The sequence below is a fragment of the Spirulina subsalsa PCC 9445 genome (assembly GCF_000314005.1).
In the GTDB taxonomy this organism is placed as follows: domain Bacteria; phylum Cyanobacteriota; class Cyanobacteriia; order Cyanobacteriales; family Spirulinaceae; genus Spirulina_A; species Spirulina_A subsalsa.
On record NZ_JH980292.1, the window covers coordinates 4,513,833 to 4,537,249 of the forward strand.

Annotated in this window: 21 protein-coding genes; 13 read left to right on the forward strand and 8 right to left on the reverse strand. The window is 48.2% G+C overall.

Going from position 1 to position 23,417, the window contains the following annotated elements; translation table 11 throughout:
• The first annotated feature begins 46 nt into the window (after window positions 1-46).
• Together SPI9445_RS0120605 and SPI9445_RS26425 are read left to right on the forward strand one after the other, a co-directional pair.
• Window positions 47-1,549, forward strand: a complete 1,503-nt coding sequence (locus tag SPI9445_RS0120605; protein ID WP_017306681.1) for a hydroxysqualene dehydroxylase — start codon at window positions 47-49, stop codon at window positions 1,547-1,549.
• Between the two features lie 25 nt (window positions 1,550-1,574).
• A complete protein-coding gene (locus tag SPI9445_RS26425; protein ID WP_017306682.1) occupies window positions 1,575-1,868 on the forward strand; it encodes a hypothetical protein in 294 nt (97 codons plus the stop codon).
• A gap of 5 nt (window positions 1,869-1,873) precedes the next feature.
• On the opposite strand, the gene SPI9445_RS0120615 is transcribed toward SPI9445_RS26425, so the two are convergent.
• Both SPI9445_RS0120615 and SPI9445_RS0120620 read right to left on the reverse strand, forming a co-directional pair.
• Window positions 1,874-2,536: a DUF938 domain-containing protein gene (locus tag SPI9445_RS0120615; protein WP_017306683.1), complete on the reverse strand. Its 663-nt coding sequence runs from the start codon at window positions 2,534-2,536 to the stop codon at window positions 1,874-1,876.
• A gap of 109 nt (window positions 2,537-2,645) precedes the next feature.
• Window positions 2,646-3,560: a branched-chain amino acid transaminase gene (locus SPI9445_RS0120620; protein ID WP_017306684.1), complete on the reverse strand. Its 915-nt coding sequence runs from the start codon at window positions 3,558-3,560 to the stop codon at window positions 2,646-2,648.
• A 28-nt stretch (window positions 3,561-3,588) separates the two neighbouring features.
• On the opposite strand from SPI9445_RS0120620, the gene SPI9445_RS31740 reads away from it, so the two are divergent.
• The 7 genes from SPI9445_RS31740 to SPI9445_RS0120655 all read left to right on the forward strand — a co-directional run bounded on the left by SPI9445_RS31740 (window position 3,589) and on the right by SPI9445_RS0120655 (window position 10,237).
• Window positions 3,589-3,717, forward strand: a complete 129-nt coding sequence (locus SPI9445_RS31740; RefSeq protein ID WP_017306685.1) for a hypothetical protein — start codon at window positions 3,589-3,591, stop codon at window positions 3,715-3,717.
• A 204-nt stretch (window positions 3,718-3,921) separates the two neighbouring features.
• Window positions 3,922-4,533, forward strand: coding sequence for a septal ring lytic transglycosylase RlpA family protein (locus tag SPI9445_RS29440; protein ID WP_202803741.1), 612 nt, complete (start codon window positions 3,922-3,924; stop codon window positions 4,531-4,533).
• Between the two features lie 349 nt (window positions 4,534-4,882).
• Window positions 4,883-5,122: a putative signal transducing protein gene (locus SPI9445_RS0120635; RefSeq protein WP_017306687.1), complete on the forward strand. Its 240-nt coding sequence runs from the start codon at window positions 4,883-4,885 to the stop codon at window positions 5,120-5,122.
• Between the two features lie 156 nt (window positions 5,123-5,278).
• Complete coding sequence (locus SPI9445_RS0120640; RefSeq protein ID WP_017306688.1) at window positions 5,279-6,487, forward strand: RNA-guided endonuclease InsQ/TnpB family protein; 1,209 nt, start codon at window positions 5,279-5,281, stop codon at window positions 6,485-6,487.
• A 45-nt stretch (window positions 6,488-6,532) separates the two neighbouring features.
• Window positions 6,533-7,462: an acetyl-CoA carboxylase, carboxyltransferase subunit beta gene (gene accD / locus SPI9445_RS0120645; RefSeq protein WP_017306689.1), complete on the forward strand. Its 930-nt coding sequence runs from the start codon at window positions 6,533-6,535 to the stop codon at window positions 7,460-7,462.
• Window positions 7,463-7,586: 124 nt separating this feature from the next.
• Entirely contained in the window at window positions 7,587-9,314 is a 1,728-nt protein-coding gene (locus tag SPI9445_RS0120650) for an ABC transporter ATP-binding protein (RefSeq protein ID WP_026079974.1), read from the forward strand.
• Between the two features lie 293 nt (window positions 9,315-9,607).
• Complete coding sequence (locus tag SPI9445_RS0120655) at window positions 9,608-10,237, forward strand: GerMN domain-containing protein (RefSeq protein ID WP_017306691.1); 630 nt, start codon at window positions 9,608-9,610, stop codon at window positions 10,235-10,237.
• Window positions 10,238-10,478: 241 nt separating this feature from the next.
• On the opposite strand, the gene SPI9445_RS0120660 is transcribed toward SPI9445_RS0120655, so the two are convergent.
• From SPI9445_RS0120660 to puuE, 4 genes are all read right to left on the reverse strand, one after another.
• Window positions 10,479-10,835, reverse strand: a complete 357-nt coding sequence (locus tag SPI9445_RS0120660; RefSeq protein WP_017306692.1) for an ArsR/SmtB family transcription factor — start codon at window positions 10,833-10,835, stop codon at window positions 10,479-10,481.
• 72 nt (window positions 10,836-10,907) lie between these two features.
• Entirely contained in the window at window positions 10,908-11,393 is a 486-nt protein-coding gene (gene accB / locus SPI9445_RS0120665; RefSeq protein WP_017306693.1) for an acetyl-CoA carboxylase biotin carboxyl carrier protein, read from the reverse strand.
• A 257-nt stretch (window positions 11,394-11,650) separates the two neighbouring features.
• Window positions 11,651-12,211, reverse strand: a complete 561-nt coding sequence (gene efp / locus SPI9445_RS0120670; RefSeq protein ID WP_017306694.1) for an elongation factor P — start codon at window positions 12,209-12,211, stop codon at window positions 11,651-11,653.
• 193 nt (window positions 12,212-12,404) lie between these two features.
• Window positions 12,405-13,322 (reverse strand): allantoinase PuuE, encoded by a 918-nt coding sequence (gene puuE, locus SPI9445_RS0120680; RefSeq protein ID WP_017306696.1) that lies wholly within the window; start codon window positions 13,320-13,322, stop codon window positions 12,405-12,407.
• A 90-nt stretch (window positions 13,323-13,412) separates the two neighbouring features.
• On the opposite strand from puuE, the gene SPI9445_RS0120685 reads away from it, so the two are divergent.
• The gene (locus SPI9445_RS0120685; RefSeq protein ID WP_017306697.1) at window positions 13,413-18,713 is read left to right on the forward strand and encodes an AAA family ATPase; all 5,301 of its coding nucleotides are present in this window, start codon (window positions 13,413-13,415) and stop codon (window positions 18,711-18,713) included.
• An 83-nt stretch (window positions 18,714-18,796) separates the two neighbouring features.
• On the opposite strand, the gene SPI9445_RS0120690 is transcribed toward SPI9445_RS0120685, so the two are convergent.
• Together SPI9445_RS0120690 and SPI9445_RS0120695 are read right to left on the reverse strand one after the other, a co-directional pair.
• Window positions 18,797-19,321: a phycobiliprotein lyase gene (locus tag SPI9445_RS0120690; RefSeq protein WP_017306698.1), complete on the reverse strand. Its 525-nt coding sequence runs from the start codon at window positions 19,319-19,321 to the stop codon at window positions 18,797-18,799.
• A gap of 130 nt (window positions 19,322-19,451) precedes the next feature.
• Entirely contained in the window at window positions 19,452-20,114 is a 663-nt protein-coding gene (locus SPI9445_RS0120695; protein ID WP_017306699.1) for a HEAT repeat domain-containing protein, read from the reverse strand.
• A gap of 144 nt (window positions 20,115-20,258) precedes the next feature.
• On the opposite strand from SPI9445_RS0120695, the gene SPI9445_RS0120700 reads away from it, so the two are divergent.
• From SPI9445_RS0120700 to tal, 3 genes are all read left to right on the forward strand, one after another.
• Window positions 20,259-20,474 (forward strand): ssl0294 family protein, encoded by a 216-nt coding sequence (locus tag SPI9445_RS0120700; protein ID WP_017306700.1) that lies wholly within the window; start codon window positions 20,259-20,261, stop codon window positions 20,472-20,474.
• Window positions 20,475-20,914: 440 nt separating this feature from the next.
• Entirely contained in the window at window positions 20,915-22,003 is a 1,089-nt protein-coding gene (fbp, locus tag SPI9445_RS0120705) for a class 1 fructose-bisphosphatase (RefSeq protein ID WP_017306701.1), read from the forward strand.
• Between the two features lie 153 nt (window positions 22,004-22,156).
• Window positions 22,157-23,305 carry a transaldolase gene (tal, locus tag SPI9445_RS0120710; protein WP_017306702.1) on the forward strand — a complete coding sequence of 383 codons (1,149 nt, stop codon included), beginning with the start codon at window positions 22,157-22,159 and terminating at the stop codon, window positions 23,303-23,305.
• The last annotated feature ends 112 nt before the right edge of the window (window positions 23,306-23,417 follow it).

The window sequence follows — 23,417 nt, forward strand, 5'->3', positions numbered from 1 at the left end:
TCCCTGATCATGGCATCCTTAACTATAAACCCTGACCCAGAAAAAAATGCCAGAATCGAAAAGAATCATCGTCGTGGGTGCAGGCTGGGCCGGACTTAGTGCCACCTACCACCTCGCACAACAAGGATATCAGGTAACACTGCTCGAAGCCGCTTCCCAACCCGGCGGACTGGTGGCGGGCTGGAAAACTCCCGGTGGACGTTCCGTAGAGGGCGGAATTCATGGTTTTTGGTATCCCTACCGCAACATTTTCCAGTTAGTCGAACACCTTAAGCTAAATCCCTTTACCCCCTTTACCCGTTCCGCTCAATACTCCCCTCAAGGGTTAGAAGTTGAGTCTCCCATTTTTCAAGATGAAATTCAACTCCCCGCCCCCCTCGGCACCTTTTTATATCCTAAATTTAAGCGCCTCCCCCTCATTGATCGTCTTTCCGCCCTTCCCCTTCTCCATGCCGTGTTAGACTTCGACAATTCCCCGACGGCTTGGCAACGGTACGATAAAATGACCGCCCGGGAATTATTTAAACAATATGGGGTTTCAGCGCGTCTCTATCGAGAAGCCTTTGAACCTATGTTATTAGTGGGTTTATTCGCCCCCGGAGAACAATGTAGTGCGGCGGCGGCGTTGGGAATGCTCTATTATTTCATCTTGGCTCATCAACCCAACTTTGATGTCGTTTGGTGTCGCGGCACGGTGGGCGAAATGATTTTTAAACCTTGGGTGCGGGAAATCCAAAAATTAGGCGGTCAAGTTTTGACTAATCAACGAGTCACGGATTTAATGCTCAATGAAAATGGTCAAGTGCAGTCGGTGATCTGTGAAAATGACCGTTTTGAAGGGGATGCCGTTGTGTTTGCTCTGAGTGTGATTGGCATTAAACGGATTATTGCTCGCAGTAAAACCCTCAATCAATACCCAGAATTCCGGAACTTAATGAACCTCAACGGAATTGATGTTTTAGCCACTCGTCTCTGGTTTGATCAAAAAGTCCCTATTCCCCTGCCCTCTAACGCTTGTTTTGGCTTTGATAGCACCACAGGCTGGACATTTTTTGATCTCAATACTCTTCATGATGATTATAAGGAGGAAACCGGGAGCGTTATTGAGGCGGATTTTTACCATGCTAATCAATTATTACCCATGACAGATCGGCAAATTGTCGCCAAGGTGTACCGGGATTTACTCACTTGTATTCCTCAACTCAAGGAGGCGAAAATTATTGATAAAAGTGTGATTCGCGTTCGTCAAGGTGTCACCCATTTTTCTCCGGGGAGTTATCAGTATTTATTAAGCCGGAAAACGACGATTCCTAATCTGTTTTTAAGTGGGGATTGGATTGTCACAGATCATGGGTCTTGGTCCCAAGAAAAAGCCTATGTGACGGGTTTAGAAGCCGCCAATGGGGTGATTGATTATTTTAAAATTGGAGAAAAAGCCCCAATTATTCCCGTCGAACCCGATGAAGTCCATATTCAATTTCTGCGTAGCATAAATAAGGGGATTCGTCAAGTGCAGAATGCTATTTTACCAGATTTTTGGTTAGACTAGGAGCAAGATCATCACGGGAGGAATTATGAGTGACGCGGAAAAACAAGAGTTAGAAAAGATGGGTTTACCGTTGAACAATCAAGAGGAAAAGCCCCTTTCTTCCTCGGAGTTTGCGGCGAATTCTTCGCCGTTAGTGAATACGGTTTCCCAACTGAGTGGGATTGTTTCGCCCTACTTTATTGTGTTGGTGGGGTTATATATTTATAACAGTAACTTCTGGATTGGTATTGTCTTAGTGGGGGTGGGAATTGTTTCCCTGTTCAAAATCTCACTGAGTGATGTTGAACGGTGGATTGAGGGAATCAAGAAGTTACTGTGAGGGGCTTAATCCCGTTGAAAAACGACGGAAAGATTATTAGCAGGCATGGGGACGGTTTCCAGCCAGGTTAAACTATGATCGGCGGCTACGTCTTGCACGGTTTCTAGGTTACGGACTCCCCATTCTGGATTCTGCGATCGCAATGACCCATCAAACGCCTCATTACTCACGGCCGTATGGACTCCCCCCTGCTTAAAAGGCCCATAGAGGTACAGAATCCCCCCCCGAGGTAAAATCCGCTTGGCCCCCGCCATCAAGCCTAAACAAGCCTCCCACGGGGCAATATGAATCATATTAATATTCACCATGCTTTCAATGGGGTACTTTTCTCGTTCCTGTGCCGTATAATGAGCCGGACTGTTGCCATTTTCCACCGACCAACGGGACTCACAAACATTCAAGAAAAAAGGCGGGTATAAATTCGGACTCGGTTCTATCTCTTGCCAAGCTTTAATACTCGCTAATAATTCCGGTTGACAATCACTGGTTAACCAGCGTCGCGGCTTTAAACGAGGGGCAAAATAAACACTATGTTGACCCGTCCCACTGGCAATTTCTAAAACCGTCCCAGTAGGGTTAAGAACACGCTTTAAGACCGTTAAAATCGGCTGACGATTGCGCTCCGTTGCGGGAGCATATCGGCGGAAATCATTTAAATTTTGTTGCACAAGTCAAGGAAGATGTGAGGAATAGAAAAAGTCAGAGAGAAGTCTTGAGAGGAGATAGAGAGATAGGAAAAACCCTTAGCTATCTTGCTCTACCCCGGAGTTTTTTCTCTTAATCAAGAGGAATCTTATACACCCAATCTTGATAATCAGAGTCGCGATTTTCCGTAATCGCCACCAGTTTTTCCCGCAGTTTATCCGTAATGGGTCTATTTTTCGGCAGATGATAATTTTCAATCTGTTTAACTGGGGTAATTTTCGCCGCCGTACCACTTAAAAAGACTTCATCAGCAATCAGTAACTCCGTCTTATCAATCCCCCGTTCAATAACCGGAATGCCTAAATCTTCCGCCAGAGTGACAATACTATTGCGGGTAATCCCTTCTAAAATATCCTGGTCATAACTGGGGGTAATAACTTTACCGTTACGCACCATAAAAACATTCATCCCCGAGGCCTCGCAAATCTTGCCTTGAGAGTTCATTAAGAGTGCTTCATCAAAACCAGATTCGACGGCCTCAGTTTTAGCCAAGGAAGAGGCAATATAGGCCCCGCTAATTTTACCCCGTAAGGGAAAACTGCGGTCTTCCTGACGATGCCAAGAACTCACCCGACAGCTTACCCCATCGGGCGATAAATAATCCCCTAATTCCAAACCGTAAACAAAGAAATCCTTCTCGATATTATGTAAACGGGGGGCAATTCCTAAATCAGAAGTGTAGACAAAGGGGCGAATATAAAAGGAAAATGTGGGTTTGTTTTTTTCGACAAATTCAACAATCACCTGTTGAATCTTCTCAGCCGGGAGATCAAAATGTAGGAAGCGCGCACTGTTGCTGAGGCGTTTACAATGTTCATCAAGGCGAAACAATAAGATTTGTTGCGGATTATTAGGATCAGGAATGCCACGCAGTCCTCCAAAGGCTCCAGTGCCGTAGTGTAGGGCATGAGTGGCGATGGAAATATTGGCTTCCGCAAAGGGGACAAATTGGTTCTGGAAATAGGCGATGGGGAGGAAGTTGTGCATTGCAAATGATGGGGAAACGGTCGTAAGAATGGCAATTCTATCCGTTGTGCAGTATATCATGGCGGCTGGCGTTGGAGGGGAAGGGATTGAGTCGGATCAGAGGATTGGGCAAATTTACGGCAGCTTTGCAGCTTTGGAAGATTTTATAAAGCTTTAGTGAAGCGTATAAAAAAATACGCAGAAAAATTATCTTTTGCGTACATTGAGGGTATTGTGAAATTAGGTCATGAGTTTTTTCAGGGGTGTCAATTGATGAGGTTCTACGGTCGAAGCGTTTAAGTAGAACCACCCATGATCTAGGAGTGAAGACACCAAGAGGTTGTAGGGCTTGGGCAAACAATGTCCTACGAAGGAGGCAAATGTGAGTATTCAATCTCGAATTTTATGGGGATCTGCCCTAATTATTGCGTTAGGCGTAAGTATTGGATTATACCCAACTTCTGCGGCGATTGCTGAGGAGACGGGCAAGGAGGAAAAAGAGATAGAGGTGGCGGTGGTGGGTCAGCCAGAAAGTCCACCGTTCGCGCAGGATGCTGTTGGCGCAGCCTCTCGAAGCGAAGAAAAGGAGGAAAAGGTAATAACGAGAAGTCCTCATGCTCCTCGTCCTCAAAATACGGTGTCTCCTCAGAGGAGGAGAACTTCGGAAGCGGTGGCCTATCGTCCCGCTCCAGCCACCTCTCATTTATATCGTGGGGTAGCGTCTTGGTATGGCCCCAATTTTCACGGTAGACGGTCGGCTAGTGGGGAAATTTATAATCAGAATGCGATGACGGCGGCCCATCGGACGTTACCCTTTGGGACTCGGGTCAGGGTGACGAATTTAAATAATGGTCGGTCGGTGGTGGTACGGATTAATGACCGAGGGCCCTTTATTGCGGGTCGTATTATTGATTTATCCCGGGGTGCGGCTCAGGAAATTGGTCTGATTCGGTCTGGGGTGGCTCCGGTGAGTGTGGAGGTGTTGGGACGTTGAGACTCCGCGCTCTTGCCTAAACTGAATCCTAATAGATCCCGTTCACTCCTAGTGAATTTAGCTCATTGTCGGGAAGCCCCGCACTGTACGTTCGCGTTCGCAACGCTTTGCTACGCAACGCTTCGCGTTCGCGAAGCGTCACGAAGTGAACGCGAACGGGGATGTCCCTAAAAAGACATCTAGAGCCTCCCGTAGAAGCACCGAACGCCTCATAGTGATATGGGGAAGCCCGCACCGTACCCCTAGGGTCGGTGTCGGGAGGATGTCACGTCTGACGCACCCTTGTATAGTGGAAGAGAGGGTGAATAAGAGGTAAGCTATCCCAAGAGAACATCGGAAAAAGTGACTGATGAAATCTGTATCTTGGATTACGGTACGCACCACCAGCACGCGCTGGGAAGCTGAACTAATGCAGCAAATCCTGACCAGTCATGAGATTCCCTGCCGTGTGGTCAACTTGGGAGCGAGTGCCTGTTTTTTGTCGGGAGAGGCTGCTTTACAGGTGTTTCCCCAAGATCGATGGACGGCTTTATTACTCCTAAGTCCTCAAGAAGAGGAGGATCTCGACGACTTCCCGGAAGACTCCTGATCGTCCTCTGCTAGTTTCGTTGTTTAACAAAAACGTTGCGAAATTCCCCTTCCTCGTTTACAGGGAGGGAATGAATAGCCAACTAAAAATAAACTAAGCAATAGCGAATCATCTGATAAGATGTTACCATCTTATCGGTACTGTTGAGTTTTGATAATGTACAAGGCCTACAAATTTCGCCTATACCCAACGAATGACCAAAAAGTATCCCTTGCTAAAGCCTTTGGGTGCTGTCGTTGGTATTGGAATTTTGCCTTAGACTTGTGCCAGAAAACCTATATTCAGACGGGGAAAGGATTGTCCCGGGGATATATCCAAGGTCTATTACCAGGACTAAAAAAGGAGTATCCTTGGTTAACAGATGCCTACTCCCAATCCTTGCAGGTGGTTGCCCTTAATCTTTCCACGGCCTATAAAAACTTTTTTGAGAAACGGGCGCAGTTACCCCGTTTCAAATCAAAGCATGGTCGGCAGACTCTGAGTTATCCTGCTAATGTTAAGTTTGAAGGAGACTATCTCAAAGTACCGGGAAAAATTGGACTGCTCTATTGCCGTCGTCATCGGGAATTTGAAGGGACAATCAAAACCGTTACTCTTTCTAAAAATCCTGATGGTCAATACTATGCTTCGGTGTGGGTGAATGACGGGAAAGATACCATTACCCCATCAGTCGGAGGTAAAGCCATTGGGATTGATGTTGGTCTAACCCATTTTGCGATTACTAGCGATGGCTCTAAGTACGACAACCCTCGCCATTTTGCCAAGCATCAGAACAACCTAAAGCGTAAGCAACAAAAGCTATCCCGTAAACAAAAGGGAAGTCAAAATCGAGCTAAGGCTAAACAAAAAGTCGCCAAAGTTCATAGTAAGATAGCCCGATGTCGTGAGGACTTTCTACACAAACTATCCCGCAAGATAGTTAACGAAAACCAAGTGATTGCTGTAGAGAATCTGAACGTTAAAGGGATGGGACAAAACCCTAAACTTGCCAAGGCAATTAGTGATGTGGGTTGGGGGATGTTTACCACAATGCTGAAATACAAAGCCGAGTGGGAGGGGAAAACTTATATTGAAGTTGACCGCTTTTTTGCGTCTTCTAAAATTTGTCACGTTTGCCTTAATCGAGTGGATAGTTTACCGTTAGAAGTTCGGCAATGGGAATGTCAACATTGTGGGACTCACCACGACCGTGATCTCAATGCAGCGCAAAACATTAAAAATGAAGCCTTGCGGATATTGTCGTTGGGAACCAGCGATACTGCCTGGGGAGGGAACGTAAGACAACCTGGTAAAACTTCGGTTTTGCTAGATGCTATTCCCGTTGAATCAGGAAGCCACATCCTCGCCAATGGCAGGGTGGGGTAGTTCACTGCTCTTATTACACAAAAACCTAAACCCTTAAAAAACTATATGTCGTTATTTGATTGGTTTGCCAATCGGCAAAAATCAGAACAAACCACCCAACAAGGTCAAGCGGAACGAGAAATCGCGGATGGTCTTTGGACGAAATGCCCAGAATGCGGGGTTTTAGCCTATACCAAGGATCTGCAAGCCAATATGATGGTCTGTGCAGACTGTGGTCATCATATGCGGGTGGATAGCAATGAACGGATTCGTCAACTGATTGATCCCAAAACTTGGAAACCCCTCAATGAGGAGTTAGAACCCCTTGATCCCCTGAATTTCCGCGATCGCAAATTCTACAAAGACCGTATTCAAGAAACCCAAGCTAAAACCGGACTCAAAGATGCGGTACAAACCGGAACCGGCCTCCTCGATGGTTTACCTGTCGCCCTCGGCGTGATGGACTTCCGCTTTATGGGCGGTAGTATGGGCTCGGTCGTGGGAGAAAAACTCTGTCGGTTAATTGAATATGGTACCCAAGAGGGCTTGACAGTTATCATCATTTGTGCATCCGGCGGAGCGCGAATGCAGGAGGGGATGTTAAGTTTAATGCAGATGGCCAAGATTTCCGGGGCTTTAGATCTCCACCGTCAAGCCCATTTACTCTATATCCCTGTGTTAACCCATCCCACGACGGGGGGCGTAACAGCCAGTTTTGCCATGTTAGGGGACTTGATTTTGGCGGAACCCAAGGCAACCATCGGCTTTGCGGGGCGGCGGGTGATTGAACAAACTCTGCGGGAAAAACTACCGGACGATTTCCAAACCTCAGAATATTTGCTCCAGCATGGCTTTGTTGATGCTATTGTGCCACGAACTCAGTTGAAAAAGACTCTCGCCCAATTAATTAGTCTTCATCAACCCTTTTTCCCCTTGGATGCCGGGCCTAATGCCCATCACGCCATGTCAACGCAAACCCTTGTCCCTCAGAATTAGGGAACAGGGAACGGGGAATAGGTAATAGACATCTCCCCTGCTCTCCTGCTCCCCGACTCCCAACTCCCGGACTTGTTCAGTAAACCCTTCCTAGTTTTGCACTTTATTGGCGATCGCAAGCAACTTGAAAAAAACATCCAATTATTGGCTACTCTTGCCCTACCTCCGACCCCAAACCCCCATCATCGGGTTAGCGATGGTCTGTACCCTCGTGTTTACAGCTAGTTGGCCGATTTTGATTAAACTGGCTGAATTGATTGCCGACTCCGTAGGTCGCGGTCAGTTAGAAATTACCGGACAAATTGCCGGACTAGGGATTCTGGTGTTTTTAGTCCGCAGTCTCTCCCTCTATGGCCAAGATGTCTGGATTGCTGAGGCCTCCCTACAAGTCGCCCATCAACTGCGCTGTGATGTTTACGCCCACTTACAACGTCTGGGCTTAAACTATTTTGAAACCACCAAAACCGGGGACTTGTCCTATCGTCTCACCGAAGATACAGACCGCATCGGGGAGGCCATTAACCAACTCTTCCATCAGTTTGTGCCTTGTGTCTTACAACTGATTGTTGTGTTGGTCTATATGATTTACATGAACTGGCAACTCACCCTAGCGGCCTTTCTTATTGCCCCTCTGATGGCCTTATTGGTGACAATGTTTGGGGAACGTCTCTTAGACTTCTCTCGGCGCAGTCAAAACCGCATTTCTGACCTTTCGGCGCTGTTAATTGAGTTTCTCTCGGGGATTCGTCTCATTCAAGCCTTCGCCGCCGAAGACTACGCCCTGCGCCGTTTTACCCAAGAAGCGGAGGAAAACCGTAAAGCCCGTTTAGGGGTGGAGAAAATCAAGGTTTTTCAAATGGTTTTGGTGGGGTTTTTATATGCCACCAGTATCTTATTGGTGTTCTTTTTGGGGGGATGGCAAATCTCCCAAGCTAACTTAACGGCCAGTCAATTTGTGGGGTTTTTGGCGGCGGCTTTAATGTTGGTGGATCCGATTAATATTACCACCAATAATTACAATACATTCAAACAAGCTCAGGCTTCGGTGGATCGGGTGTTTGAACTGGTGCAACTCGCGCCTAATATTCGGGAAGCCCAAAAGGCGATCGCACTTCCCCCCATTACCGGGCGTGTCACCTACGAGAATGTGAGTTTTGGCTATAATCCCGAGCAACCTGTGTTAAAAAACCTCAGCTTTGAGGTAGAACCGGGGGAAATGATTGCGTTAGTGGGACATTCTGGGGCAGGGAAAACCACGTTAGTTAATTTACTCCCCCGGTTTTATGATCCTGACCAAGGCAAAATCCGAATTGATGGGCTAAATATTGAGGAAGTAGAACTAAAAAGTTTACGCCAACAAATTGGCATTGTCCCTCAAGATACGATGTTATTTTCTGGCACTATTGCGGAAAATATTGCCTTTGGTCAACGAAATTTTGACCTTACCGCCATTGAAAAAGCGGCCAGAATTGCCAATGCTCATCAATTCATCGCTCAATTCTCCCAAGGGTATTATACCTATGTCGGAGAGCGGGGGGTGAACCTGTCAGGGGGGCAACGACAACGGATTGCCATTGCTCGGGCGGTGTTACTCAATCCTCGTATCTTGATTTTAGATGAGGCTACCTCGGCGCTGGATTCGGAATCTGAGGCCTTAGTACAGGAAGCCCTCGAACGATTATTGCGCGATCGCACCGTTTTCGTCATTGCCCACCGTCTCGCCACCGTCCGCCAAGCCAATCGCCTTTTTGTCCTAGAAGCAGGGCAAATCATCGAATCCGGCACCCATCAAGAGTTGTTACAACACAATGGCCGTTATGCCCAGTTTTACGCCCAGCAGTTTTCGAGTTAGGGTTTACTGAATAAGGGAACGGGAAAAATGGAAAACGGGATTAACCCCGATGAAATTTAAGTTTTAAAACAATCATTTTGGACACAACCGCGTTTTCCCAACTCCTGACTCCCAATGCCTTGACTTCTAACGTTGGGCCTTAACTTGTCAAGATTGCCTATTCCCCATTACCTCCCCCCTGCTCCCCCCGTTCCCTTGTTACACGGAATCTACAATCAAAGGCTTGTAGAGTGGAACAAGCATCTTGCGCTCTACGGTCATTATTCTATTAGTAGAACAAATTGAGAGAGATTATGGACGACCCGAACACGCCCCAAACCCCTAAAAAATCGCTAGTTAATCCCCTTATCGCTGGAGCCTCTGCGATCGCAATTCTCCTAGGAGGTGGAACAGGCTTTTGGGCTTGGAATCAATTAAACAGCCCTCAACCCACCGTTGAAACTCCTAGTGAAGCTCCCACGGGAACAGCACAACAACCCCTCTCCCCCGATGTGATTCAAGAAACCGCCATCCAACTCTACTGGCTAGATGAGAACATTGAATTAGTCGCCACCCCAGCCACCTTATTAGAGAAAACTGGCACCCTCGAAGACTCCTTAGAAAATGCTATCCAGCAACTTCTAGACGGTCCCCCGGATGACAGCTACGGTACAACGATCCCCGAAGGAACAGAACTCCGAGGAGTGCGTCTAGAGGGGGATGGCATCCATGTAAATCTGTCCGAAGACTTTACCTTTGGAGGGGGAACCGCCTCCATGAGTGGGCGAGTTGCCCAAATTCTCTATACTGCAACCAGTCTCAATCCCGACGGCAAAGTATGGCTGGAAATTGAAGGGCAACCTTTAGAGGTACTCGGAGGAGAAGGACTGATCTTAGACCAACCCCTCACCCGTGAGGGCTACGCTCAAGACTTCCCTCTTTGACACTCCCGTCGCTAAAAGCGAGGGATTCTTGGTTCACCGAGTTTCCTTAACTTGACAGGACCTATCCAATAAGTTTTCGTAGGCACCGAGGGTCTTCACCCCGACATTCTCGATAACGGGCAAAAACCATGACGGGCAACAACGGACCAACAGCCCCACCCACAAGGGGATGGGGTTTTCCCGGCAATCTTTATGAATTTGGCAAGTCCTATTTCATCTTCCACTGAAAAGATGAGATATTTCATGCTACCGTGCTTTTTCCGGTAAAATCCCGAAAATGGCGCGCTTGCTGTTCAATACGAGCAGCCAGTCGGTTACAAACCAAATTACACAACTCAAAACTCAAGGGATCGTCAACACGGTAGTAGGCAGAAGTCCCTTCTGTCCGCCGTGTTAAGATCCCTGCTTGCAACATCACTTTGAGGTGTTTCGAGACATTGGCCTGACTGGTTTGAGTTGCTTCAACCAGTTCCTGTACACATTTTTCTTCTTCCCGCAGAAGACTTAATATCCGCAGACGCATCGGCTCGCTCAAAATACCAAAGTATTCTGACAACTGCTGAACAACCTCTTGAGGGATCGGCTTAACTGATTGCATACAAGTAAGCTACATTAGGTGATCCCCACATCATAGCAGTCTTTGTCGTTAAATAACAATAGTGTTAGCAAGTTAATTTGGATTAACACGCATCAAGACTTGACCATACTCCACAGATTCCCCATTCGCCACCAAAACCTCAACGACCTGACCCGCCACTTCGGATTCAATTTCATTCATGAGTTTCATGGCTTCAATAATACAAACCGTCTGACCGACTCGTACCGCTTCTCCTATATCCACAAAAGGTGGTTCATCGGGGGCAGGCGCACGGTAGAAGGTTCCCACCATAGGGGAGGTAATTTCAACCCATTTCGGGTCAATTGTTGGGGGGGGAGAACTTTCTACTGGGGGTGGGGTGGAAGATGCCGCCTGAATAACTACTGGGGGAGAGGGCATCGTCGCCATCTGTACCCCATCCGAGGCAACGGCAGGCATAGCCATGCCGCCCTTACGCACGGTTAATTCAAAGTCGTCATCTTTTAGTTGTAACTCAACAATGTCAGTATTCGCGATCGCAGCTAGCAACTCGCGGACTTGCTGAAAATCAATAGGCACAAGTCTTTTTCCTACTCTAGCGTTATCAATCGGTTTAAGCAGCCCAGCCCATTCACTCAGGAGGAATCCACCGAATTAGATTGTTACCTTACCCTCGTTGCTTGGCTGAAGTGACCTCCGTTTCAGATGTCCTTGGCAACGGGAAGCCTGTTCCCCTCCCCATGACTCAGAATTAATCTAGCAAGGGGACAACCCGCCGTTTAAGCCAGACTACCGCCCAGCGTCAGGATGGGAGAACTAGATTCTAACATTTTTCTTTAGTTATCTCGTCCCAAATAACTATCATTGCGGGTATCAATTTTAATTTTTTCACCAATGGAGATAAACAACGGCACCATCACCTGGGCGCCCGTTTCCACAATAGCGGGTTTTGTGCCTCCGGTAGCCGTATCTCCTTTCACACCAGGATCTGTATCCGTTACTTCTAAAACCACGGAGTTGGGGAGTTCGACCTCAATCACCTGAGTATTCCAACTCACCACATTGACCTCCATTCCTTCGGTGAGGTATTTTACGCGATCGCCCACCTGTTCAGGACTTAAACGCGCTTCCTCAAAGCTTTCCATGTCCATAAACACCAACTGCTCCCCATCCTTGTAGGTATGCTGCATGGTGCGTTTTTCCAGTGTGGCTTGAGGAACCGTCTCCCCGGCTCGGAACGTCCGTTCTACAACGCTACCCGTCTGGGCATTTTTCAACTTCGTGCGAACAAAAGCAGAACCTTTCCCCGGCTTCACATGGAGAAACTCCACAACACGCCACACCGAGCCATCTAGCTCAATTGTTACACCAGTTCGGAAATCATTGCTCGAAATCATGAGGTTTTATCGACAACCCAAGAATAGTCCGCCATCCATTTTACCCTTCTCTGGGTCTTTCCTAGAAGGTCGGATCGGATTTCCGCTAGATAAACCTCACCAACCTTATCCATCAAGGCTGAAACCTTGACACTTCACCACGCTTGAGTCGGTTTTACGGTCGGCTTCTCCCAATGGAGTCCGCTCGGGATTGTCAATGGGAAGGATAATGAACCTTGTGCCAATGGTGAGCAATATCAATTCGACGACAGAGCCAAACTTGCTCCCGTTGTTGAATATAGTCCAAAAACCGAGCCAGTGCGGCTGTGCGTCCCGGTCGTCCAACTAAACGGCAGTGTAGCCCAATACTCATCATTTTAGGTTGAGTTGCCCCCTCTTCGTATAAGGTATCAAAGGCATCCCGCAAGTAACTAAAAAACTGATCTCCACTGTTAAACCCCTGATAACTGGCGAAGCGCATATCATTGTTATCCAGCGTGTAGGGAATGACTAAATGGGGTTGACCATAGTCTAAAACCCAATAGGGGAGATCATCGGCATAACTATCCGAGTCGTAGAGAAACCCCCCGGCTTCTACCACTAAGCGGCGAGTATTGGGACTAATGCGCCCTGTGTACCACCCCAGAGGACGGTTTCCGGTCATTTTAGTGTGAATAGCGATCGCATAATGAATATGTTCCCGTTCCTGTTCCTCGCCAAAATACTGATACTCAATCCAACGGTAGCCATGGGAGGCAATTTCCCAATCCGCCTCTAACATCGCGGCAACCGCTTCAGGATTGCGCTCTAAGGCCATTGCTACCCCATAAACGGTCACAGGTACACCCCGCCCGGTAAACAGGCGATAGAGTCGCCAAAACCCGGCTCTGCTGCCATATTCAAACATGGATTCCATGTTCATATTGCGCACCCCCAACAAGGGCGCTGCTCCGATAGACTCAGACAAAAAGGCCTCTGATGCAGGATCTCCATGTAGGATGCAATTCTCCCCCCCTTCCTCATAGTTAATGACAAATTGAACCGCAATCCGGGCATCTCCGGGCCATTGGGCATGGGGAGGGGTGCGGCCATAGCCGATCAGATCACGGGGGTAGGGAGCAGAATGGGTCATAGTGTTGGCTCAAGAGAATCAGGATTTGGTTGAGGTCACGAGTAGAATGATTATATTCTCTAATTTTCTGAATGGCTCACACAGATGACTATGCTCCAACTCGCTGGTTATGAGGAACTCAATCAACTTTATGCTGGAAATCGTACTCTGGTCTATCGTGCCATTCGGAAACCAGAACAACAACCCGTTATTATCAAGATTCTGCGCAATCCTCACCCGGATTTTCAGGAGTTAGTTCAATTTCGCTATCAATACACCATTTCCAGTCAATTGGAACATCCCCGCATTGTTCAACCTCTGGCGCTGGAAACTCGGGGGAATAGTTATGCTTTGGTGATGCCGGATGAGGGTGCGATCGCCTTATCCGACTATTGGCCCGGTTCTCCCCGTTCCCTAGAGGCCTTTCTCTCCCTCGCCATCCAACTCACCGAAGCCCTCGGATACCTGATTCAACAGCGTATCATCCACAAAGATATAAAACCCGCCAATATTCTCATCCACCCAGCCACTGGGGAAATTAAGCTGATTGATTTTAGTATTTCCAGCTTACTGCCCAAAGAACAACAACACCTCATGAACCCCAACGTTCTCGAAGGCACCCTAGCTTATATTTCCCCCGAACAAACCGGACGCATGAACCGAGGCATTGACTACCGCACCGATTTTTACTCCTTGGGGGTGACATTTTTTGAACTGTTGACTGGAGAATTGCCCTTTAACAGCGATGATCCAATGGAGTTAGTCCATTGTCACCTTGCCCAAGAAGTGCGCTTTCCCCAAGACATTGACGAAGAGAAAATTCCCACCGTCTTACAGGCCATTGTCTTAAAACTGATGGCCAAAAATGCCGAAAACCGCTATCAGAGCGCCTGGGGGTTACGATACGACCTCGAACGCTGTTTAGAAGCCTTACAAACCACCGGGGAAATTGAACCCTTTACGCTGGGAGAACGGGATCAGTGCGATCGCTTTTCCATCCCAGAAATCCTCTATGGACGACAGGCCGAAGTGCAAACCCTCTGGGAGATTTTCCAGCGTGTTGCTGACCCCCACCAAGAACATAAACGGGCGGAAATGGTTCTAGTGGCTGGGTTTTCCGGCATTGGGAAAACCACCGTCATCAACGAAGTCCACAAACCCATCGTCAAACAACGGGGGTATTTTATTAAAGGCAAATTCGATCAATTCAATCGCAACATTCCCTTATTTGCCTTTGTCCAAGCCTTCCGCGACCTGATGGAACAACTCCTTGGAGAACCCGACCTTCAGTTAACCAACTGGAAAAATAAGATCCTCATGGCCTTGGGAGAGAGCGCCCAGGTGATCATTGAAGTCATCCCAGAATTAGCACAAATCATCGGCCCTCAACCCCCCGTCCCCGAACTCTCAGGCAATGCCGCCCAAAATCGTTTTAATCTTCTGTTCCAGAACTTTGTGCAAGTCTTCACCACCCCCCAGCATCCCCTCGTCATCTTCCTTGATGATCTCCAGTGGGCCGATGCTGCCTCATTAAACCTTTTGCACCGCTTAATGAGTGAATCAGAAGGAGGATATTTATTAATCCTCGGCTCCTATCGGGATAATGAAGTCTCTCCCTCCCATCCCCTCCTCCTCACTTTAAGGGAGATTGCCGAACAAGGCACCCCCTTAACCACCCTTACCCTCACCCCCCTCACGGTCGAGGATCTCAACCATCTGGTCGCTGACACCCTCCTCTGTTCCTCAGAACTCGCCACCCCCCTCTCCCAATTACTCCATCAAAAGACCCAAGGGAATCCCTTCTTTGCCACCCAATTCCTGAAAAGCCTCTATGACGACGATTTAATCACCTTTAATCTCAATTGTGGTCACTGGGAATGTGATTTGAACACCGTGCGCACCCTCGCCCTCAACGACGACATAGTAGGCTTTTTAGTGGAACGGTTGCGCAAGTTATCCCCCCCAACCCAAAAAATCCTGAAACTGGCGGCCTGTATGGGCAACCCGTTTGATTTAAAAACTTTAGCGGTGGTGGATGAACAGGACATGGAAACCGTCGCCACAGACCTCTGGGAAGCCTTACAAGAAGGGTTTATTGTGCCGGAGAGTGAAACCTATAAATTCCTTCAGGGCAATCCCCACCGGGGAGAATCTTGGCAAGGGGAAACCGTCACCTACCGCTTTTTACATGATCGCGTTCAACAAGCGGCCTATACGTTAATTTCCCCAGTTGAGCAACAACTCACCCATTTAACTATTGCTCGCCTTTTGCTCCACCATGCCCCAGAACCTGACGAGACTCTCTTTCAAATTGTCAATCAGTTCAATCTGGGAATTGCCCTCCTTGACGGTGATGTAGAACGGGAATTAGTAGTCCAATTAAACCAAAAAGCCGCCGAGAAAGCCAAGGCTTCCGCCGCCTACAGTGCAGCGCGAACCTATCTCCAGCAAGGGATTGCCCTGCTCAGTACCGCCCAGGCTTGGCAACAGCACTATGATCGCCTCTTGCCCTTACATAGCTTACTGGCCGAGGTCAACTACTTAAACGGTGACTTCACTCGTGCCGAGGAAGAGATTCAGACAGTCTTGACCCACAGTAAAACCGTTTTGGATGGGGTCAAAGTCTACGAAATTCGGATTCAGTGTTACGTCGCCCAAAACCAATGTCAAGCCGCCTTAGATGTGGGGTTAGAGGTCTTAAACTTACTGGAAATTCCCCTGAGTGATGCTCCCCTGCCTCACATTGAGGTAGAAGCCCTCTATGATTTGCCCCCTCTCACCGATCCCCGGATTCTCGCTGCCCTACGGATTTTAAGTAAACTCTGGGCTCCCGCCTTTATTGCTAATCCGGCTCTCCTGCCCCCAGTCATTTTCACCCTGCTCAACCTCTCCGTCACCCACGGCAACTCAAGCCTCGGGGCTTTTGCCTACGCCCTCTATGGGATGTTGCTCTGTGCCGCTATGACCGATATTGAGTTAGGCTATCGTTTCGGGGAATTAGCCCTTCATACCCTCGATCAGTATCAAGATGTAGAATTCACCTGTAAAGTTAATCAACTGTTCTACGCCTTCATTCGCAACTGGAAAGAATTAGTGCGCGATCGCGTCGAAGCCCTCGCCCAAAACGTCCTCACAGGTCTAGAAACCGGGGATCTCGAATTTGCCTGCTATTCCGCCATTAATTACTGTGATAACCTCTGTCTCATGGGCGAGTCCCTGCCCCTTGTCCAGCAGAAACAAGAATACTACATCGAACTCACAGGCAGCCTCCACCAAACCATTCAACACAATATCGCCCAATTGTGGGGGCAATTTGTAGAAAATTTACTCGGTCAAAGCGAAAATCCCACCCAACTCGAAGGCCAACAATTCCAAGAATCCCAACAAATCCCCGCCCTCCAAGCCGCCAACGCCTTCAGCGCCTTATTCTTCTTCTGGACCGCCAAAACCATCCTCGCCTACATTTTCCAAGACTATCCAGCCGCCCTGAACCATGCCACCACCGCCAGCCAGTACCAACTCGCAGGCGGGGGGTTATTGCCCATCACCCAGATTCCCTTTTACCGCGCCCTCGCCCAGTTAGCCCTCTACCCTAGTTTAGAGAAAGACCAACAAGCCCAAGCCCTTGTTCAAATTGAGCAAGATTACGCCCAACTGAGCCAATGGGCAGCCCACGCCCCCCAAAACTTTGAGCATAAAGTCAATCTCATCGCCGCAGAACGGGCGAAAGTCTTGGGGCAACGGGAACAGGCCATGAATTTTTATGATCGTGCGATCGCCCAAGCCCAAGACCATCAATATATCCACGAACAAGCCCTAGCCTACGAATGCGCCGCCCACTTTTACCTCGACTGGGGTAAAAACATCATCGGCAGCGCCTACCTCCAAAAAGCCTACTACTGCTATGCTCACTGGGGCGCTCGGGCCAAAATCCACCAACTCGAACAAAATTATTCCCCTCTCCTCGCCCCCATCCTCGAAAAACCCGATCTCACCGCCACCAATCCCCGGGTTTCCACCCAGAGTTTTAGCACCCTCACCACAACAACCACCCTCTTTGACCTCGGTTCCGCCCTCAAAGCCTCCCAAGCCCTCTCCGAAGAAATCGAACTCGATACCCTACTCGGGAAACTCATGCACATTGTCCTTGAAAATGCCGGGGCAGATCAGGGAGTATTAGTCCTCAACACATCCGGACAATGGGAAGTCGTCGCCCACTGCCAACCAAACAGTTGTTCCCTCATACATCTCACCCTCGACCAAGTAGACATCATTCCCCAAACCCTAATTAATTCAGTCAAACGCACAGCCCGCGCCATTCTGCTCAATCAGTGTGAACAGGATAATCCGTTCATCGGGGATCTGTATTTCAACCAACATCATCCCAAAAGCCTTTTCTGTACCCCCATCCTGAACCAAGGCCGCTTTATTGGGATTCTCTACCTAGAAAACAACCTCACCGCCCAAGTATTCACCCCCCGCCGGATTGAGGTATTAAACCTCCTCACCGCCCAAGCCGCCATTTCCTTAGAAAATGCCCAACTCTATCAAAATCTAGAAGAGAAAGTCGCCCAACGCACCGCCGAACTCGCCGCCGCCAATGCCGAAATTAGCCAACTTAACGAACGCTTGCAAGCCGAAAACCTGCGCATGGGTGCAGAATTGGACGTAGCTCGACGAGTCCAGCAGATGATTTTACCCAAACGGGAAGAATTAGAAAACATTACCCCCCTAGAAATTGCCGGATATATGACCCCAGCCGATGAAGTTGGGGGCGATTATTATGATGTATTAGTCGAAAAAGATATCATCACCATTAGCATTGGAGATGTCACCGGACATGGTTTAGAAAGTGGTTTAGTCATGTTAATGGCACAAACCATTGTCCGCACCCTACGGGAATTAGGCGAGCAAAACCCCGTCCGTTTCCTCAACACCGTCAATGCCACCATTTACAAAAATGTCCAACGGATGGGAGTTGACCGCACCTTGAGTTTAGCCGTTCTCAACTATAGAGACGGGTTATTAAGTATTAGCGGTCAACATGAATTAGTCTTAGTCGTGCGCGCCAATGGTCACTTAGAAGTAATTGACACCATGAACCTAGGGATGACCATTGGTTTAGTGGATGATATTAGTTCCTTTATCTCCCAAGTTTCCCTAGTCCTAGCACCGGGGGATGGAATTGTTCTCTACACCGACGGCATCCCGGAAGCCGAAAATGAGGTTGGCGACTTTTACGGTTTAGACCGTTTCTGTGAGATCATCCGCCTCCACTGGCACGAAGACGCATCAACGATTCATCAAGCCGTTATTAACGATTTAGAGACGTTTATTGCTTCTCATAAGGTGTTTGACGACATCACCCTATTAGTCGTTAAGCGTCGGGAACAAGATCAACAGGAATCCTAATTGAGTTTAAGTTGAGTCGCTGAACCAAAAACCTACGCACAGCGACGTTTGGAGAATCTTCGGCCTTCAGGCAGGAAAGTCTGTCAAGGATCACTGTTCTGTGCCATTCGTCGAATTTCCGAGTAAAACCCCGTTTGCACAAACGTCTCCCCTTGTTTCACTAAACTGGTGCGTAGGCGTAAATTGGGACTGGCAAACCAAATCCGCTCCTCGGCATAGGTAGAGTCTTCTTCAATGATTAACGTCAGGGTGTCCTCCGCGAGGATATAACGGCCGTAATGGGTGGGTTGGGGGGTAGCAGAGCGAATAAGTTGACCCTGTGCCGGATTGTTGCTATCGGGTATCATAACCATTAGGCTGAAGCCCACTTGTTTGGGTTTTCCCCAGTCTACGGAATTATCCCAACTCATTTTTAGGCCGCCTAAGATTTGCTCTGGGGTGAGGTGTTCGGCGGCACCCAAACTCGCCACGGTGGGATCTTGAGGGGACAAAATCTCTACGGTTAAATCGGATTTGCTATTGTCTACTTCTGTTCCGACTAATTGGTAGTTGGTGCGTTGGGAGAACCACTTCCCGGCGCATTGTGCTAAAAATTCGTTAATATCCATGAAAAAATCGCTGTTCTGGGGAAAACACAATAGAGACAATCGACCATAAACGGGGGTTTTGTCTCCCCGTTACTGCTCCTCCTGAGTCAGGCTGAAACAGTCTAACTCAGGGCTGTTAATCCCCATTGTATTATGATTCGGTTTCGAGCCGTTGCAAAGAAAGGGCGGCGGCTTGGTGAACTTGGGGGTGGCTGTCTTTGACGAGGTATCTTAGGGCCGAAAGGCTTTGTTCACAGGGCAGATGGCCGAGGGCTTCGGCTAAACGTTGACGAACTAACCAATCGGGGGATGAGACAAAGTTGAGCATTTCTGGGACGGCATCAAGGGCTTTAATTTCACCGAGGGCGGCGATCGCCGCTTGATGTAGAACTACCTCATCCCCTTTCAGCGCGCTGATTAGAGCCTCTTTCGCTCGGATGTCTTTTAAGTTGCCCAAAGACACGGCCGCACTAAAACGCACTAACCATTCTGTATCCTCATAAAACGCCCGCACCAACGGTTCAAAAGCCCGAGGATCTTCTAAATACCCTAATGCCCCGGCCGCATCTGCCCGAATGCCATAATCGGGATCCGTTTCCAGCAGTTTCACTAAAATCTCAAAACTCTCCTCCGTGGGTTTAATCCCCAAGGCAAAGACGGCCATTGAGCGAATTTGCAGCACTTCATCGTTGAGGACTTTTTTAATCAGGGGGAAAGCCTCCGAGGGGGAAAAGTCCCGCAGAGAGGCTAGGGCAATCATGCGATCGCGGGAATTCTCGCTTTCCAGTTGGGTGGCAATTTGTTCTAAACTCATGGGAATTCTGGGGATAATGATACCTTTACAAATTGTAATGAATTTCTCAGATAAACACCAAAACCTCACCCCCACACCCCAGAAACACGCTATGATCCCAAAGGACAACCATCCTTAACGAATCTTCATTTGCGGAGTGTAGCTATGTTTCTTGATGAACTCACGCCCCTAGGGAAAGAACTTCTACAACAACCCATTGCCTTTATGGGCGGCTTTTTTTCCGGTGTCTTTAAACTCAATCTAAATGAAGATCCCCTCAAAAGTTGGCTCAAAGAACAAGGAGCCGTCAATCTGTCCAATTCCGGGGGCAATGACAACAACGGCAACAATAACGGCCCCCAGCCTATTCAAATTGATTAGGGAACGGGGAAAAGGGGGGGAGTCGGGAGTCGGGAGTCGGGAGTCGGGAGTCGGGGAGAGAGGGGGAGAGAGTGAGAGAGGGAGAGGGGGGGAGAGGGGGAATTAAGACTTATTCCCTATTCCCTAATCCCTAATCCCTATTCCCTAATCCCTATTCCCTAATCCCTAATCCCTAATCCCTAATCCCTATTCCCTATCCCCTATTCCCTGTTCCCCAACTTTCCCAACAAGCCCTAGGTATTTTGACTTAATTTGGCAGAATTTGCCCAAAATTCCCCCTAAATCTGAAACCTATGTAAAGTTCAGCCCCTTTCCCCTCATATCTCCCTATCATGGATCAAAAAGGGGGAGTAGTTTTGTCGTGCCAATCGACAGGATTCTGGAGTGACCATCTTCTCAACTTCCCCTTGAGAATTACTGCTCATCTTGGAGGGGAAAATATGACAACATCAGAGCAAGCTGTAACGTCATCCACAGCGCCATCAGTTGTCCCAGAGCAGGCATTAGATCGGGATTGTACCACCTTATCCCGCCATGTCTTACAGCAAACCGTTAAAACACTTAATGCTCCCTCGCTATTGTCTCCTGAAGCCCAGGATATTAGCGCGATTATGAACCGAATCGCCCTCGCCGGGAAACTCATTGCAAGGCGCTTGAGTCGTGCCGGATTAATGGCAGGGGTATTAGGATTTACCGGAGAAGTGAACGTTCAAGGCGAGTCTGTAAAGAAAATGGACGTTTACGCCAATGATGTATTTATCTCTGTTTTTAAACAAAGTGGTCTGGTTTGTCGTTTAGCCTCGGAAGAGATGGACAAACCCTATTACATCCCCGAAAATTGCCCCATTGGACGCTATACGTTGCTTTATGATCCTATTGATGGCTCGTCCAATGTTGATATTAATTTAAACGTGGGATCTATCTTTTCAATTCGTCAACAGGAGGGAGAAGATTTAGACGGCGAAGCAGTAGATTTATTGCAAGATGGACATAAACAAATTGCCGCCGGATATATTCTTTATGGTCCTTCAACGGTTTTAGTTTATTCGGTGGGAGATGGGGTGCATTCGTTTATTTTAGACCCCAGTTTAGGCGAGTTTATTTTAGCAGAAGAAAATATCAAGATCCCTGAACATGGCCCGGTTTATAGTGTGAATGAGGGGAACTTCTGGCAGTGGGAAGAATCCTTACGAGACTATATCCGTTATGTTCACCGTCACGAAGGCTACACCGCCCGTTACAGTGGCGCATTAGTGGGAGATATTCACCGGATTTTGTTACAAGGTGGTGTGTTTTTATATCCGGGAATGCTGAATAAACCAGAGGGAAAGTTAAGACTACTTTATGAGTCTGCCCCCCTTGCTTTTTTGATTGAACAAGCTGGAGGAAAAGCCAGTACAGGAACTAATCGTTTATTAGATGTCGTTCCCGATAAACTTCATTACCGTACCCCTTTAATTATTGGGAGTCCCCAAGATGTCCAGTTAGTCGAGTCCTTCATTCAAGACTACGCTAAACGCAATCAATAACCAGTTTGTAGCTTGTAGTAGTTCGTAGGTTGGGTGTAGCGGCAGCGAAACCCAACGCCCCCCGCAACCAGTTTGTAGATTACGCACAGCGCCAGCGAAACCCAATAAACCAACTCTTATCAATCATCAATTCCCCATCTAAGGAGGTCGATTATGACTACAACCAACCCAATTTTAGACATTGAAAAACAATACGGCCAAAGTATTTGGCTTGATAACCTAAGTCGAGATTTAATTGAGTCCGGGGAATTAGCCAGCTTAATTGAAACTCGGGGCATTCATGGCATTACGTCTAACCCAGCGATTTTTGAAAAGGCGATCGCAGGCAATAAAATCTATGACACAGCCATCCGCGCCGGAATTGAAGCCGGACAGTCCACCCTAGAGATTTATGAGTCCCTCGTATTCGACGACATCCGCAACGCCTGTGATGTCTTTAAGCCCGTCTACGAAGCCACCCAAGGACTTGATGGCTATGTCAGCATTGAAGTCCCCCCCAACCTAGCCAAAGACACCGACAGCACCATCCAAGAAGCCATCCGGTATTATCAAGCCATTAATCGGGAAAACGTCATGATTAAAATTCCTGGCACCCCCGAAGGTCTCCCCGCCGTTGAAGCCGTTATTGCAGAAGGAATCAACGTCAACGTCACCCTACTCTTTTCCGTCCAGAGTTACATTGACACCGCTTGGGCTTACATCAAAGGCCTCGAAAAACGGGCAGCCCAAGGCCAACCCATTCATAACATCGCCTCCGTTGCCAGCTTCTTCCTCAGTCGTATTGATAGCAACATAGATGACCGTCTGGATACCAAAATCAAAGCCGGAGTCAGTCAGGACGTAGCCAGCAAACTCATTGCCCTCAAAGGCAAAATCGCCATTGCTAACGCTAAAATTGCCTATCAACACTATAAAGAAATTTTCGGCGGCGAACGGTGGCAAACCCTAGCCGCCAAAGGAGCCAAAGTGCAACGCCTCCTCTGGGCGAGTACCAGCACCAAAAACCCCGAATACAGCGATGTCATGTATGTAGACGAACTCATTGGCCCCGACACCGTGAACACCCTTCCCCCCCAAACCGTAGAAGCTTGTGCTGATCACTGTGATCCCGCGAATCGGATTGAGTCTGACCTCGAAACGGCGAAACAGTACATCAGTACACTACAAGATCCCGACGTGGACATTAATCTAGATGCGGTCATGGCCGAATTGTTAGAAGAAGGCATTGATAAATTTATCAAACCCTTCGACTCCCTCATGGCTTCCCTCGAAGACAAAGTTAAACAACTCGCCACCGTCTAGTTAATGGGGGCCTGCTGAAAGGGAATAGGGAATAGGTAATAGGTGAATCGGTAGGAGTTTTTGCTGTTCACGATTCCCCCTCTCCCTCTCTCCCCCTCTCCCGACTCCCAGA